The following is a 15,493-nucleotide window of genomic DNA, read 5'->3' as shown; positions in this document are numbered from 1 at the left end:
CGTCTCGTGCCGAACCGCGGAGACCTGACAGCGGCCACGCCGGTTCTGCCGCGTGCGGCGACCCCCGTTGTGGCGGTGCCCACCGCATCCGAATCGGAAGCGGGGAACCTGCACCTTCCCTTGCCGGGCCTCGTGACGCCGGGGTCGGTCGCGCGCATCGTCGCGCCGACGGTCCTGACCGATGCGTCCGCGGATCGATCGATCGAAAATACGATCGCATCGCAGCCGAAGGCCCCGACGGCCGCCCCGGTTCCTCGTCCGGGGTCGGTTGCACCTCGCCAGCAGAGCGGGCCATCGGCGCAATCGACCGCACGGTTCCCCCTGGTCGCACCGAGCACGGATTCAGCAAAGGCGCCGTCGCCTTCCCTCGCTGATCCGGCGGTCGAAGCGACGCCCCTACAGCGTCATCTGTCCGCAGTGGAGGCAACCAGTTTGCGTCGGTCGACGGCCGGTTCCGTGGCGCCGGCGGCAACCGCACCCATCGTCGAGCCGATGATCTCGCAGCGGCCACGCTCGGACCCATCGGTCGCGAGCGCTGTCGGATCGCCGGCCGCGACGGCGGCTCCAACCCGTCCGTCGCTATCTCTTGCGCCGCTTCAGCAGCGCGGGTCGCCGTCGCCATCGACGGCGCCGCCACGCCCGGTGGAGCCCAGTACGCTCCCAGCGACGGCCCTGCCGCCTGCCCGGCCGGCGCTTGAAGCGCCGCCGAAGCGCGCGGGTCCGCCCGCACTTTCGCCCTCCGGTGCCGGGCAGGTCGTCACTGCGGTTGATGAAGCGCCGGAGCCCAGGATTGCGATGATACCACAGGAGCAGCAGCGCCTGATCCGGCCCCGGGAAAGCGCCGCCGAAGCACTCGCAAAGATCCTCGACCTCATCTCCGGGCAAATGAACAGCCAGTGCTTCCTGGCACTCGCGTCCGCCAGGGGTGAAGCCATAAGCGTGAACGGCTTCGCCACCGCGGCCAGCCCTGTGAGTGAGCTCCAGCGGCGCATTCGGCGATTGATCGAGGTTCCGATCGACGTTCGCGGACATGTCGTGACGGACGCGCAATGTGCCGCTCTTGCCTTCGCCGGCGGTCTCGAAGGCTATCCGGAGCCGCGCCTGCTGGTAGAGCTTGCCGTCAGCGAAATCGCAAGCGGGGACGAGCTTTCCGGGCGCATCAGCAACCTGAGCCGCAACCGCCTCTATCTCGTCGTGGTGGACGACGAGGGCAAAGTGCAGGAAGTAGAGCAGTTGTTCCTGGAAAGCGATGGAACGGTCGGCTTTCGGGCACCCCTCACTCTCACCGACGGCCCTGTCGGTACGGAGCAGCTTCTCGTGGCAATCGCCAGCGACGAAGCGCTCGAGACGTTCTCGTTGCAGGAGGGAGAACAGGCGGCCGCTTTTTTCGACGAGCTCCGCGCCGAGATCAGGCGCAGGGGCAGCACAGTCGATTTCGGCATGGCGTCTGTCATCGTCAGGTGAGGCCTCCGGCCTATCCGCCAAGCCGGAAGTATTTGGCCGTGGCTGCGCCGCCAATTCCCTTCGCCTGAATCTCGGCCAGAATCTTGGGCAGCACCTCCGACGCCGGCGTCGGCTTTTGAAACGACGCGGCCTCGATGTCGCCGGAGGCACTGATCGCCATGATGATCTGTGGAACAGCCTTTCCTCCCGCTCGGTCGGCGGCACTCAGCCCGATCGGGATGCTGAACGAGGCGGTGTCCGCTTCGATGGCAACCCGGTCGTCGAGATTGAAAGCCATGCCTTTGTGGTCGATCAGCAGAAGGCTGGACTTGCGCCCGGGAGCCAGTTTGAGCGCGCCGCTCACCGGCGAATTACTTTCGACCGATGTACGATAGAGCGTCAGCTGCGGGACTTCACCCGCGCCGAGCCCGCGCAGGAAGTCCGTTACGGCGCATTGCGCGGGCTCTATGAGCCGGACGCCCACTTCCGGCTCGATATCGAACCTGGATTGGAAGGCCTTCATCATCTCTTGAAACGGTTGGACGTCCGTTCCGAAGCCTTCGATTTCGATCGCCGTATCGGTGGCCGATGTCGTCGTCGCGAAGAAGCAGTCGCCGCCGGCATATTCGCGCAACCATGAGATACGATCCGCCACGCCGTCCAATGCAACGGTCGCTGGGCCGGGCGGCTGGCGCGGATCGGCGAGCCGGCCCGCCCCCTCGTCGGATTGCAGGTCGTCCGGGTCCTTCGCCGCAGGCGGCTCCACAGACGGCGAAGCAGAACCAGGCGCCGACGGCTCGCGCGCCATGCTCCCGGGGGCACTTTGCCGTTCGCTTGTCCCGCCGTCAGTACCGCCCCCGGCGCCCGCCGGTGGCTTGGTCACTTCCGGTTCGGAGAGGGGCACGGGAACGCGAGCTGGCTCCCGGGGCTGAGGAACGGGACCGAAGACGCCTCCGAAATAGGCACCGGCACCCATGCCCAGCGCCACGACGATAACCGATATGGCGACGATCGTGGTCCTGTTCTTCCACCATCGTCCGCGAGTTGCCTGCCCGGCACGTGCCGGAGCCGGGCGGGCCTGGTCCAGGAGCACGGGACGCCTGTGCGACACGAAGCCGGGCTGGGCGCTGCCAGGCGCCCATGATTGATCGGTCGGCGGAGTGCTCGCCTTGCCTGCAACGGGCGAAGTTGGCGTGGCGGCCGACGAGGGCTCCTCCAGCCATGGGTGAAGCGAAGCGTCACGATAAGGCGAGGATTGCGCCACGCCTGCCGCTCTGGATCGTTCGGTGTGGTCGCCGCCCGCCGGGAGATCCGCCCGCGCCATTTCGACGATCTCGTACATGCTGGACGGTCGATCCGCCGGGTCCGGCTGCAGCATGGCTTCGATCACTGGCCGGAAATCGTCATCTATGCTGGTCAGGTCCGGAACCGTGCGACGTTTCTCGACGATTTCGACCTGGGACCCGCTCATCTCGATGGGCTTTCCACGCAGTGCCGCCGCGAGCACCAGCCCCAGACTGTAGATGTCGGATTTCTCGCTGACCTCGCCTCCGAAAAGGCCGAGCTGCTCGGGCGACACGTAGTTGTATTTGCCGGCGAACCTGCCGCCGATCAGCGTTCCGTCGCCTATGCCGGCGGATCGCGCTATGCCGAAATCGATGATCTTCGCCCGGTCCACCCGCCCTCCCGGCAGGATGATGTTGTCGGGCGAAAGGTCGCGGTGGAGCGTATGCGCTTCGTGGACCGCGCCGAGCCCCGCAGCGAGGCGAATACAGAGCCTGCGCACATCGTCCGTTGGCATTGGACCGCGACGCATCACGTCGAACAAGGACTCGCCGTCCACAAATTCCATCGCCAGATAGGGACGGCCTATAGCCGGATCGATCGTGAAGACGTGATAGCGGACGATCGCATCGTGCGACAGACGGTTGAGTATCGACGCCTCCTTGCGGAACAGCGAAAGGATCGTCTGGTCGCGGGCGAATTCGGGAAGCACGATCTTGATCGCCACGAGGTCGCCGGTCTGGATATTGTGGCCGCGATAGACTTCTCCCATGCCGCCCGAGGCGAGGCGCTCGTCGAGCTCGTAGATGCCGCTGAGCTGTGTTCCCGCCGCGGCACGGGTCGTTTCGGGTTGAATTCGCGTCTTCTCGTCGGAACTCATGGCGCTTTGTGTCCCTGCCGGGCGGCGGTTTTACCCGCCCGCGCCGCACCGATATTGACGATGACGATCGTTACATTGTCGGTTCCGCCTCGCGACAGCACCGTTTCGAGCAGCGCATTGCAGGCATCCTGTGGAGCCGCCGAAAGGACGGCCGCCCTGATCTCGGAGTCGCTGACATGCGCCGTCAGGCCATCGCTGGCCAGGACGAAGATATCGCCAGGCAGGGTCTTCCCTTGCTCGTAATCGATGAGGACATCCTCACTGACGCCGACGGCACGAGTAATGACGTTGCGGCGCGGCCAGTATCGCGCCTCCTCCGAAGTGATGACGCCGCGATCGAGAAGTTCCTGGACTTCGGTGTGATCGTGCGAGATCTGGACGATCACACCGTCGCGGACGAGATAGATCCTGCTGTCGCCCACCCAGAGGCAGGCGAAGCTGCCGTCGATCGCGAGCAGTGCCGCGATGGTCGAGCCGACGGTCTCGCCGCGCGCTTCCGAGAGCTTCCGGATGTCCTCATGAGCCCGGCTCAGCCGATCCTCGAAACGTGCGCGAAGGTCCCTGGGCGAATTGGCCGTCCCCACCGTCGCGAGATGCTCGACGATGCTCGCGGACGCGACCTCACCGGAGTCATGTCCTCCCATGCCGTCGGCCACCAGCCAGATCCCACTGTCGGCATCGATCAGAAAACGGTCCTCGTTTATCTGGCGCACGCAACCTCTATGGCTGACGCCATAGCTCTCGACCGCGAGCGCGACCTGGCCCATGTGCCTCCCAGCAATTCCCGAGCGCCCGCTGTGGCGCTGTCTGCGCTCGCTGTTTCCAGTCTGCCACAGTTTCAGGCGTTTCGGTAAGTCATAACTGGTCCGGGCAGCTGAATTCGGAGAGCGCCGGCAGGACCAGGGGGTTGACCCCCGAGCCGGCGCGAATGGTGTAGGCGACGTCGCGTCCGCCTATGAGGAACCGCGCCTCCAGTCCGTTGTCGCTGGGGCTGAGCGAGGCTGCGCCATCGAGAAGACGCATCAGCGCCCATGGACCGTCGAAATGGACGGCGAATTCCCGTCCTGGGATCTCCGGGGTCAGGCTTAGGCCGGCGCCGCCCGACGAGGTGCTGCCGGGCCAGTTGAAGGTCGACGGCACGCTGCCGGTCTGGTGGCTCTGGACGATCTGGCCGTTCACGTCGAGCAGGGCCATGTCGGCGTCGACATGCAGCGAGAACGGCGTGAAGGTGATGCTCACGCCCGGCGCCGACCCACCTTGCGGGAAGAATGCATCCCGGATCTCGGCGGCTCGCTGGAAGGCTTTCAACGTCGACTTGGAAAGCTCACGTCCGAGACGGCTGTCCTGCCTCCATTGCCAGTCACGTCCGCTGAGATCGGCTAGCGGAGCGAGGTTTTGCGCGAAGAATCTGTCGATCACGCCACCGGGTGCAAACAGCCGGGCAAAGTCAGTGAGGGATGCATCGCGATCGCTGCGCCTGGCAAACGGGTAGGCGTTGGTGACCAGTCGATTGCAGGGCTCGGTCACCGCCTCGGCAAGCAGCTTGTTCAGTTGCGCAATCGATGTTCTTGCGACGTCGCCCTCGAAATCGTCGGCGGCGGCGTTGACCATGCTGGCGAGCTGTTTTGGAAGCCGCGACGCGTTGGCTCGAAGATTGTGAACCTGAAGCTGCAGATTGGCGTTGGCGCGCTCCGCCTGTGCGGGACTATTGGTCGCCATGACGAGGCTTCGCAGCACATTGTGGAAATTCTGGATGAGGGCGTCGATCGGTCGCCCACCGGGATTGCCGTCGACGAGTATTTGGAACGGTTTGAAATGGGCCTCGATATTGGCGCCGGGAATCTGGTTGGTCGGCCGCTTGAAAGCCCCGCCAGCGCGGCTTTGCGATTTGCCGGAAGGAAGGTCGACACCGATGCGGGCGAGGCCTTTTGCCATGCTCTCCATCGCTCCGGGGGCAGGTTCCGTGTCTTCGCCGGCGCGCAAGTCCCGTGTAAGAGCCGTTTCGTCGGCCACCGCTTCAACCAGTTGCGTGATCGGCGATGTCGGCGAAGATGCGGCGGACAGTGACGCATAGTCAGGCTTGTCTTCCGTCATGGGCCTCAGCTTCAGATTGTCGAGCAGCTTCGTCCACGTCGCTAAGAAATCCCTGCCGTAGCGCTCCAGCAGTTCGGGGCCGAGACGGTCGAGTTGCTCCTCCACTCCGACCTGCGCGCCGCCTGCGCCCATGACCCATTGGTCATCGACGACCTTTTGCGCGACCGTTGCAAGCTGCGGCAGAAAGAATTCGTTGAATCCGCTCCAGGTGTAGATGCCGGGCACGCGCAGCGCAGCGATGCCGCGGCCGTCGCGGGCCTCGAAGACCAGAGGCGACTGGGGACCGGCGCGCGCCGCCACGGAAAAGTCGTCCAGCCCTGCCGAGTGGATCGCCGAATTGACCAGCGCCCGCGCAAGGTCGGCCATGTCCATGCGCGATAGCGACCGCTGCGCCGTCTCGACAAGACTGCGGTCGAGCTCGTAGGTGGGACCGCGTCCGTCGTCGAGGTCGAGCATGGCGCGCAGGTGCCGTTCGAGCTCGTCGCGTCCCTCGCGATTGGCAGGTCCGGGATAACGGTTCTGCTCCCAGTCCTGCTTGATCCAGGCAATGATCAATTCGTCATCGATCCGCGGTGCCTGGCCGCCCAGCATGAGATAGACCTTCAGCGGCTCATAGAGCTCGATCGGCTCCGCGAGCTTTGTCCGGATAGCGCTTTCGACCTGCAGAACAAGGCGCGATCGCAAGAGACGTTCGAGCGCCTGTCGGTAGGCTTCCTTGCTTGCCGAATTGAGCTTGGCGCGCTGGCTTAGGCCGAACCGTTCCTGAAGCGGCGTGGACGTTTCGCCGCTGTCATAGCCGGCGGGAAGGTCGCGCAGCAGAGCCAGCGTCTCGACGATGTTCTCAAGATCGACGCCGGTCACCTCGGTGCTTCCAAGAGGCGAGTTGTTTCCGACGTGAACCTGCTTGATCAGCGCCTGCGTCGAATCGACCAGCGCGCGGTTCCTGACGAAACTAACACCCCACGCGCCGATCAGCGTCGCGGCCCCGAGCACAAATGCGGCGAGGCCTCCATAGCGGAGAAGGGCGGCAGGACGGAGAGCCGGCCGATCCCGCGATTTCCAGCCCGTCTCGGCGGGGATAACCTTGGTCAGGAGATCGCGGAGGAAGAAGTCCACGCCATGCGCGGAACCGGTATATTCGGCCGCCGCCCCGGTCTGCCTTGCCGAGGAGAAATAGAATCCGCGCAGTTTCGGCACCGCACTATAGGCGGCGGGCTCGAACATCCGCCCCGCCAGATCAACGATGCGCTGCTTCAGGGACGCGAACTGCAGAGGAAAGCCGAAGATTGCGATGCGCGCGATCGGATCCGGCTCGTGGTAAAGGCGGTCTGTCGTTTCCTGCGAAAGACGCTGGACCAATGCGTCGAACTCCTTCCCGACACGGCTGCCTGCCGTCCTCTCCTCCCGGTCCTGCGGTTGGAACATCGCCCCCCATACCTTCCCTCGGCGGCTGTCGTCGAAGCGGCCGAAAAACTCGGCAAAGCCGGGGACGAGGTCGGCCATGCTGAACAGCAGGTAGACGCCGAATTCGGTAGTCAGCCGGTCCTGTATCTCCTGCAGCCGATTGCGGATGGCGTGGGCTTGTGCGGCCAGCGCCTCACTTTCGAGAGCTATGACGTCCTTGAGGCTTATCACGACGATGACACCGTCGATCGGCTGCCCGGCGCGGCTCTTGCCGAGCAGCGACAGGAGCGCCAGCCAACTCTTCCGGTCGGTCGCGGAATTCGAATCCTGCATCGTCAGGCGACCTGGCGTGTCGATGAACACGGCCTCCTCGGCGAGCCACCAGTCGCATTGCTGCGTGGCGGCCTCTCGCGCGCTACGCGACGCGTCCGGGCGGAGCCCCCAATTGGCGATCGCCGCCGTCTTGCCTGCGTCCTGCCGGCCAATGACGAGATACCAGGGTTGCTTGTCGGCGATCTTGCGCTTGCTGCTCCGCGGCGTTCCGAGCGCTTCGTTCAGGCGCTTCAGGAGCTCGGGGTTGCCGGTCGCCACGTCCGCCTCTGCGACATGCGGCGGATGCGTCGCCGGTCTTCGCAGCAGCATGAGGACGCCCCAAGCCCCCGCCAGCAGGAAGGCCGCCGCAACGATCGCGGCGCGGACCCAAACCGGTTCGAACGGCCGCTCGCCGTTGAAGCCGATCATCGGGCCGGCATACCAGACGGCCGCAGCGAAGCAGGCCAGCGCGATAGCCGAGATGCTCCCGACGATCCAGGATCTCATGGGCTCACCGAACCGACGTGCGAGCCGGCTGCCCTCACGGCGTTTCCTCCTGCGGAATCATCAGCTCGACCCGGCGGTTGCGGGCCCGGCCTTCCGGCGTCTTGTTGTCCGCTATGGGAACGTCTTCGCCCTTGCCTTCCACCGACAAGCGCGACCCGTCGCTCATCCGCGGCGCGACAAGCTCCTTCACGGCCTCGGCACGGGCGAGGGAAAGATCGTAGTTCGACTTGAAGGCGCTCGACCGGCTGGGCTTCACATCGTCGGTGTGACCGACGACCTTTATCGGACCCGGTTCCGGCTCGAGCGCGGCGGCGATGCGCCCCGCGACCGGCTCGAATTCGGGCCTGAGTTCGGCCTTACCCGGCTGGAACAGCAGGAGATTGTTGATTTCCATAACGATGAAACCGTCCTTGGGCTCGATGATCAGATTTCCCAGGGCGGTTTCGGCGGCAAGGGCGGCGCGAATGCGGTCCAGCCGCGTGGAGCGTCTTGGCTCCTCGATAACCGGTGCCGGGGCGGTTCGCTCGATCGTGACGGCCGTGGGCGGATTGAGCGCCAGCAAGTTGTGGACGGCCGCGTCGCTTTGCCTTTCGACCGTGAAACGCATCGCTGCGTAGGTGACCGCGAGCAGCACGAGCCCGGCGGCGGCGACGGCCCAGAGCGGAAGGGATGCAGAAGCTCGTGCCGTCGTTGCGGATGGGTCCTGTGAGCGAGGGGAGATATCGTCCGCTTGCGGCTCAAGAACGCGAAGCGTCTCGTAGACGTCGCCGCGCACACGCATCAGACCGCTGCCGCCGTCGGCCAGGCCGCGATACTGGCCTTCGAAACCGAGGCCGAGACATGCATGCATCAGTTCGAGCAAATGGTAATGCGAGTGGGGATCGGCCAACAGCCTGTTCAGCTCCTCGAAGAAACCGGCGCCGGAGGCTTGGCCCTGGAAGAACTTCGACACCATGCCGTTCCGTATCCAGGCCTGCCTGTCGGAGCCGGGCAGGTTCCGCACGATATCGTCGGCCACTTCGCAAAGCGCATATTTCGCGATCCGGATCTCTTCGGCCGGGACGTTTCGTTCACCGGCCTCCCGCTCGAATTGCCGAATGGCCTCGGCAATGCCGTCCATCAACGGCTCGCCGTCGATCTCGGTCTGCTTCGTCCGAAGGCGACCGAGAAGCAGGAGCAGCGGCGCCGCGGCGGCAATCAGCGGATTGGAGCCGGGATATGGCGCGCCGCCGACAGGTTCGAGCGAGGCTTCTGAGGCCGGCGCGCCATCCCAGCCGGCAAGAACGGTAGGCCCGACGCCTGGCCAGCCGCCCGGTGCGGCGTCGGCGATTACCGTTGCGCCGGGCCAGTCCTGGGTGGAGGCGCGGCCCGCTTGCGGAGAAATGATCGTTGCCGGCGACGATGCGGGCTCGACATCAGCGCGGCTCCGCTGCGGCGGAGTGCCCGCCGGGACAGACTTCGGCGAACCGGTTGGAACAGGCCGGATGATGGTTCGGTCGCCCGAGGCGATGGGTTCGTCCTTGATGCTCATGGCCGGTTTTCGACGCCGAAACCTCCGGCTTGCCGGCACGAAGCACGAGGCCTCGATGCGGCAAGTCGATGCAGCCGGGGGGCTCGCTGGCTAAAAAATTCCGCCGATGCCGATCCCGCTGCTGATATCGGGCGGAGGCGGAGCCGGCGCGCGTGCCGGACTCGACCTGCGTTTCGTATTGCCCGTTCTCGTTGAGGCCGGCTTGCCGCCGGCTTCCTGGGAGGCGACATCGGTTTGCCTGACTTTCTTCACGATCACCGGGGCCTTGCAGATGCGGCCGGAGCGCAGGAACAGATCGCCGAGCAGTTCCACGCTTGGCCCGTTCGCTGCAGCCACCTGCTTGGTGTTCTTGTAATAATCATTGAGGGCGCGGGCGGAACCCTTGCCCCAATCGCCGTCCACCGCCATGCGATAGCATCCCAGCCGGCGCAGTTCCGTCTGAACGCTGCGAGCCAGTTCCTTGGAGCTGTCTTCGGCCCCTTGCTCGACCGACGTCCCAACGATCAAGGTTCCGAGGTCGGAGACTACGCTCTGCCGCGCTCCGTCGAGGCTCGCCACCCTGGTGCCGCCCCGCTGCTCCGCCACAGCAGGCGGATCGCTCGCCGGGACGGCCAGCGGCGAGCCTATCGAGCGCATCGTCTGCCCGACGATCAGGACCGCGGTCTGCAGATCGTTCGACGCCAGTTCGACCTGGAGCTTCTGCTTGGCGACCGGGTCGGACAAAATCCGCGACAGGCTCGCGCTCAGCTGTGTCGGATCAATGACCTGCTGCTCGGTGAAGTAGAACTGTTCCCGAAGATTGGACTGGTCCCACGGGACCTGCCGGCCAAGCGTCAGCGCCTCCGTCTCGTTGCGGACACGGATCATCATGTCCGAAATGCTCAGGCCGGGGATCTCGACGCTCTTCAGAAGGGCAGCCGTGAAAGGGCTGTTCTCGCCGGCACCGTCGACCGTCACGTTGCCGGGCTGGGTCGCAAAGGCGATGAACGTGTTCTCGCCGGCCTCGACCTGAGCGAGGCCGTTGCTTCCAAGGCCGGATGCGCCCATCGGATTGTTGCGGCAGGCATCGAGGAAGACGAAGGTCTGGCGCTCCCGGCTGGCGAAGCGCGCGATGACGTCGTTCAGCTTGACGGCCCGCCCGGTCAGCTTTTCGATGCTTTCCGGATCCGGCGTGTCGACCGGCAGCAGGTAGTTCTGACCCTCGATCTGGACCCCGTGACCCGCATAGAAGATGAGGACAGAGCTCGCCGTGGCAAGCCTCTTTTCGGCATCGGCCAGGAGCCGGTCGAAGTCGTCACGGGTGACGTTGGTGGCGGTCAGGACGTCGAAATTCAGCCTCTTGAGGCTCTCCGAAAGGCGGCTTGCGTCATTGGCGGCATTGGCCAGCTCCTCCAGGCGCTTGCTTTGATAGTCGGAATTCCCGACGACGATCGCCATCCGCCTCGACGGTTCGTCGGGGGACGTGTCCATCGCCGCAGCACTCGCGGCGAACGTCGATCCGATCAGCAGCAATGTCGGCACCACTGAATGGAGGAGGAGTCCGAAGAACGACATGTCTCTGTCCCCGTGCTGCCATCCGACAATTGGCAGTCGTCGAACGTATACGGGTTGGCAAAGTCGCCGCCTGTGGTGCCGGCCGGATACCTTCGAAGACCACTGCTTTTTCTACACCAACGAGCAGGCAAAAGATAGCACGCCATGCCATTGACACCGCCCTGAGATGACGGCATCGGCCTGATTTTACGCTCGTTTCACGCCAGACGTCTTATATTTTCTGTAGAAGGTTGCCTGATTTTCGGGCCGGTGGCGGCTGTGAAATGATGATCTCCAAAGGAAGAAGCTGCAAACGAGGGTTGCAGAAGACGTGGAATTTCTCCATGCGCCTGAATGACTTGCGACCAGTGTGATAAATTTACAATTGCGGCTCAGGCTGCCTGGATGGCATAGTTTGACACAATTGAACCGGGTTCTTCTTCAGTGATGTCGGCCATGGCGGGGCGGTCGGCGAAGGGAAAAGGGGGGTACTCTTGGTCAAGGCAGGGCCGACCGTCCGCGGTCCGAAATCTTGCGGCGCGCGCACCCGCAGCGACACCGCCAGAGGTGTTGCCGCTATCTGGCTTGCCGGCGCTTCCGGCATGGCCATCGCCGCGATGCTGATGTTCCCGTCGACGCAGGCACGCGCTTGCAGCGGGACGCTGGGTTTGGGCACGGGCGTCACCGTGGATTGCCCGTCCGGAACGTTCAGATCGTTCGCAACCAGTATTACCCCGTTCGAGGGCCCCCAAATCTACAGCGGTAACGGCAGCGACGTGATAAACATGTCGGGCGGCCTCATTCTCGGTACCAGTGGGGCTCTCACGCCGATCGGAGAGGTGGGTTTTCTCGACATCACGACCGGCACCATCGAAACACTCGGCGGGGTCGACACCTTCAACATGAACGGCGGTACGGTGGGAGATCCGGGTTCGCCTGTGTCCATATTTCTGGGAGACGGTGCGGATACCTTCACCATGACCGGCGGCACGGTCAATGGTTCGGTGTTCGGGCAGGGCGGCGGCAACACCCTCACCATCAGCGGCGGCACGATCGACCAGTCGATCTTTGCCGGCTCCGAGAATGACACAGTCACCATCTCGGGCACGGCGAACATCGTCGGCTCGACGGCCGATCCCGACGCGATCGGGCTGGAAGCCGGCGACGACACCTTCCTGATGACGGGAGGCACTGTCGGTGCGGCTGTCAGCGGCAACGAAGGCGCCGACACTTTGACAGTGCAGGGCGGGTCCATCGCCGGTTTCCTTTTCGGCAACGAGGGGGACGATACGATCGACGTCAGCGGCGGGACGGTATCTGGCGTTGTCGGCGGCGACATCGGAAACGATGCTCTGACCATCCGCGGAACCGGCTCGGTGTTCGCCGTCTCCGGCGGCGACGGCAATGACACGGTCACGGTTGCCGGCACGGCAGTGATCAGCGACGTGGTCGAACTCGAGGAGGGCGACGACACTTTCACGATGACCGGCGGCACGGTCAATGGTTCGGTGTTCGGGCAGGACGGCGGCGACACCATCACCGTCAGCGGCGGCACGATCGACCAGTCGATCTTTGCAGGATCCGGGAACGACACGGTCACCATTTCGGGCACCGCGAACATCGTCGGCTCGACGGCCGACCCTGACGCGATCGGGCTGGAAGCCGGCGACGACACTTTCCTGATGACCGGCGGTACTGTCGGTGCGGCTGTCAGCGGCAATGAAGGCTCCGACACTCTGATCGTGCAAGGAGGGTCCATCGCCGGTTTCCTTTTCGGCAACGAGGGGGACGATATTATCGACGTCAGCGGCGGGACGGTATCTGGCGTTGTCGGCGGCGACATCGGAAACGATGCTCTGACCATCCGCGGAACCGGCTCGGTGTTCGCCGTTTCCGGCGGCGACGGCAATGACACGGTCACGGTTTCCGGTACGGCAGTGATCAGCGACCTGGTCGAACTCGACGAGGGAGACGACACCTTCACGATGACCGGCGGCACGGTGGGGAGCGTGATCGGCCCGACCGTAACCCCGCAGCCGGGCGTCTATCTCGGCGGTGGAGCCGATGTCTTCCGAATGAGCGGCGGCACCATCAACGGTTCGGTGTTCGGGCAGGGCGGCGGCAACAACATCACCGTCAGCGGCGGCACGATCGAGGAGTCGATCTTTGCAGGTTCCGGGAACGACACGGTCACGATTTCGGGCACGGCGAACATCGTCGGCTCGACCGCCGATCCGGATGCAATCGGGCTCGAGACGGGCGACGACATTTTCCTGATGACGGGCGGCAGCGTCGGCGCAGCCGTCAGCGGCAATGAAGGCGCAGACACTCTGACCGTGCAGGGCGGATCTATTGCCGGCTTCCTTTTCGGCAATGAAGGCGACGATGTCGTGGAGGTCAGCGGCGGCACGGTGGCAGGCCCTGTCGGCGGCGACATAGGCGACGATTCCCTCACCGTACGCGGGACGGGGAGGGTGTCGAGGATTACCGGTGGTGCCGGTAACGACACGGTTGCCGTTTCCGGAGATGCGAGGATCGACGGCGTCGTCGAGTTGGACGAGGGCAACGACAGCTTCGCCATGGACGGAGGCACGGTCGGCGGCAGCGTGCTCGGCGGCGCGGGGGCTGATGTCGTCATCCTCGAAGGTGGCACCATTCTCGGCGGCATCGACGCCGAGACCGTCCGCCTTTTCGGCGGCACGGTCGGCGGCGACATCACGGGGCTCTCCGGCAACACGCTGGTGATCGACAATGCCGCGACGCTGAATCTGAGCGACGGCGTCCTGTTCAGCGGCACCGATGCCACGGGCGTGATCAGTGGCACCAATCTAGCTGTCGGGAGCGAGAGCCAGAACTTCGCCGGCTTCTCCTCGCTCGCGGTCACAGGATCGACCCTTCGCTTCGCCGGCGGCGTGCAGGTGATCGACGCGCTGGCCCTGACCGGCGGCTCGACGCTGTTCTCGACCGGAGCCGTGACGCTCGCCTCGCAGGCGGGGGGCTTCGGCAATCTTTCGATCGCGGGCTCGACACTGAACCTCATCGACGGAAATCCCACCAGCACCTTGACGCTCGGAGGGCTCTTTCTCGACGGCGCGACGATCGGGCTCGACTTCAACCAGGTCACGGCCCAGGCCGACACCATCATTGCCAACGGCGCTGCCACCGCCACGGGCGACAATGTGATACTGGTCAATCTGCTCGGTACGCCGCAGATTCTGGAGACCACGCAGATACCCATCCTGACCGCGGCCGGCGCCCCGATCGGCGGCGCGTTCACAGTCAGCGGCATCAGTGGGACGGCCGCCGAGTTGTTCACCTATCAAGTTCTGCCAGGCGCGGGCGGCGGCCTGATCCTCATTGCAACGCCGAATGCGGAAGTTGTCGGCCTCGTGTCGAACGTCGATGCGGCCGTCAATTCGCAGACGGTGGAGACGATGAAGGATGCGTTCTTCGACATCACTGGAGATGCAATTGAATACGGGCTCGGTCTCGATGGCGGAACGACGGGAGCGGCGGCTCCGATATTTGGCGTCTTCGCCTCGGGCCAGTTCGCTCGCGTGAACCATGACGGCTTCACGATCTCGAACGGCGCCACGAGCATCCAGGGGCCGTCCTTCGACAGCGACGACTTCTCGGCCGCGATCAGCCTCGATTTCAACGCCGCCAGGCATTTCGCCTTCGATCAGGAATACGGGCTCAATCTCGGACTGTTCGCGGGTTACACCTCCACGGATCTGGCCCTCGGCTCGTTCGGAGGTTTCCCCAGCGTCGGTTCCGGACGCAACGAGAGCGGCATGGCGGGCACCTACGGTCTGTTCCGCAAGGAGCAGAACTATCTCCTGGTCTCCGGAATGGTTCTTTTCGGCGGCACGGACGTCTCGAACGGCGTGCTCAACGGAGCCAGCGGCGAATACGACACGATCGGCTATGCGGTTACGGCATCGGCCGGCCACATCTTCAACTTGACGGAAAGGGCCCGCTTCGATCTGCGCGGCGGCGTGCTCGGCATCAGCTTCACCGGCGACGCCTATACGGACAGCCTCGGCGTCGAGCACGGGGAATCGAAGGTGTCCTTCGGCGCCGTGAAATTCGATCCAGGCGTGTATGCCGACTACCGGATGGAAAACGGCATGATCTTCAGCCCATATCTGCGTGCCGATCTCCAGCAGCGCTTTGCCTACAACAACGAGGCGAGCGCCGGCGGGGTGGGATTCTTCTTCGACGACTCAGACTTTTCCGCGGCACTTTCGGGGGGCTTCAACCTGAAGATATCGCAATCCTCCACGGTCAGCGGCGAGGTTCGGGGCAAGCTTTCCTCCGATAGTTCCACGATAGCGGGCAAGATCGGGCTGAAGGTAGCATTCTGAGCATCGGGAAAGCTGCGAAGCGAGGACGGCTATGCCAACGCAGGTGAACCGAGGCCGACGATCCTGATCGGGCGCATGCCTGCCTCGACCACGGCCCGACAAGCCTCTTCGGATGAATTGGATTTGCAATCAGGAAGA

At 64.5% G+C, this 15,493-nt stretch carries 7 protein-coding genes; 2 read left to right on the top strand and 5 right to left on the bottom strand.

What is annotated here, in order from left to right; translation table 11 throughout:
• The first annotated feature begins 795 nt into the window (after positions 1-795).
• Positions 796-1,464, top strand: a complete 669-nt coding sequence (locus JN302_RS25920; RefSeq protein ID WP_202329635.1) for a hypothetical protein — start codon at positions 796-798, stop codon at positions 1,462-1,464.
• Between the two features lie 10 nt (positions 1,465-1,474).
• Here JN302_RS25920 and JN302_RS25915 read toward each other — a convergent pair whose 3' ends face one another.
• The 5 genes from JN302_RS25915 to JN302_RS25895 form a co-directional block, all read right to left on the bottom strand.
• Positions 1,475-3,607, bottom strand: a complete 2,133-nt coding sequence (locus JN302_RS25915) for a serine/threonine-protein kinase (RefSeq protein WP_202329634.1) — start codon at positions 3,605-3,607, stop codon at positions 1,475-1,477.
• A complete protein-coding gene (locus JN302_RS25910) occupies positions 3,604-4,374 on the bottom strand; it encodes a PP2C family protein-serine/threonine phosphatase (protein WP_202306871.1) in 771 nt (256 codons plus the stop codon). Before JN302_RS25910 ends, JN302_RS25915 begins: the two co-directional genes overlap by 4 nt.
• Positions 4,375-4,462: 88 nt before the next feature.
• Complete coding sequence (gene tssM, locus JN302_RS25905; protein WP_202329633.1) at positions 4,463-7,924, bottom strand: type VI secretion system membrane subunit TssM; 3,462 nt, start codon at positions 7,922-7,924, stop codon at positions 4,463-4,465.
• A 34-nt stretch (positions 7,925-7,958) separates the two neighbouring features.
• Positions 7,959-9,455 (bottom strand): type VI secretion system protein TssL, long form, encoded by a 1,497-nt coding sequence (gene tssL / locus JN302_RS25900; RefSeq protein WP_202329632.1) that lies wholly within the window; start codon positions 9,453-9,455, stop codon positions 7,959-7,961.
• Between the two features lie 90 nt (positions 9,456-9,545).
• The gene (locus JN302_RS25895) at positions 9,546-11,009 is read right to left on the bottom strand and encodes a caspase family protein (protein ID WP_202329631.1); all 1,464 of its coding nucleotides are present in this window, start codon (positions 11,007-11,009) and stop codon (positions 9,546-9,548) included.
• A 581-nt stretch (positions 11,010-11,590) separates the two neighbouring features.
• Between JN302_RS25895 and JN302_RS25890 the strand changes: the two genes are divergently transcribed.
• Entirely contained in the window at positions 11,591-15,355 is a 3,765-nt protein-coding gene (locus JN302_RS25890) for an autotransporter (protein ID WP_202329630.1), read from the top strand.
• Positions 15,356-15,493 lie beyond the last annotated feature (138 nt).

Source organism: Mesorhizobium sp. L-8-3 (assembly GCF_016756615.1).
Classification (GTDB): Bacteria; Pseudomonadota; Alphaproteobacteria; order Rhizobiales; family Rhizobiaceae.
The sequence above is the reverse complement of the archived record's forward strand: the minus strand, read 5'-3'. Positions and strand labels throughout refer to the sequence as shown.

Coding starts and splice junctions, on each gene's coding strand:
- JN302_RS25920 (WP_202329635.1), top strand. CDS start 796: ATGATACCACAGGAGCAGCAGCGCCTGATCCGGCCCCGGGAAAGCGCC.
- JN302_RS25890 (WP_202329630.1), top strand. CDS start 11,591: ATGGCCATCGCCGCGATGCTGATGTTCCCGTCGACGCAGGCACGCGCT.
- tssL (WP_202329632.1), bottom strand. CDS start 9,455: ATGAGCATCAAGGACGAACCCATCGCCTCGGGCGACCGAACCATCATC.
- JN302_RS25910 (WP_202306871.1), bottom strand. CDS start 4,374: ATGGGCCAGGTCGCGCTCGCGGTCGAGAGCTATGGCGTCAGCCATAGA.
- JN302_RS25895 (WP_202329631.1), bottom strand. CDS start 11,009: ATGTCGTTCTTCGGACTCCTCCTCCATTCAGTGGTGCCGACATTGCTG.
- JN302_RS25915 (WP_202329634.1), bottom strand. CDS start 3,607: ATGAGTTCCGACGAGAAGACGCGAATTCAACCCGAAACGACCCGTGCC.
- tssM (WP_202329633.1), bottom strand. CDS start 7,924: ATGAGATCCTGGATCGTCGGGAGCATCTCGGCTATCGCGCTGGCCTGC.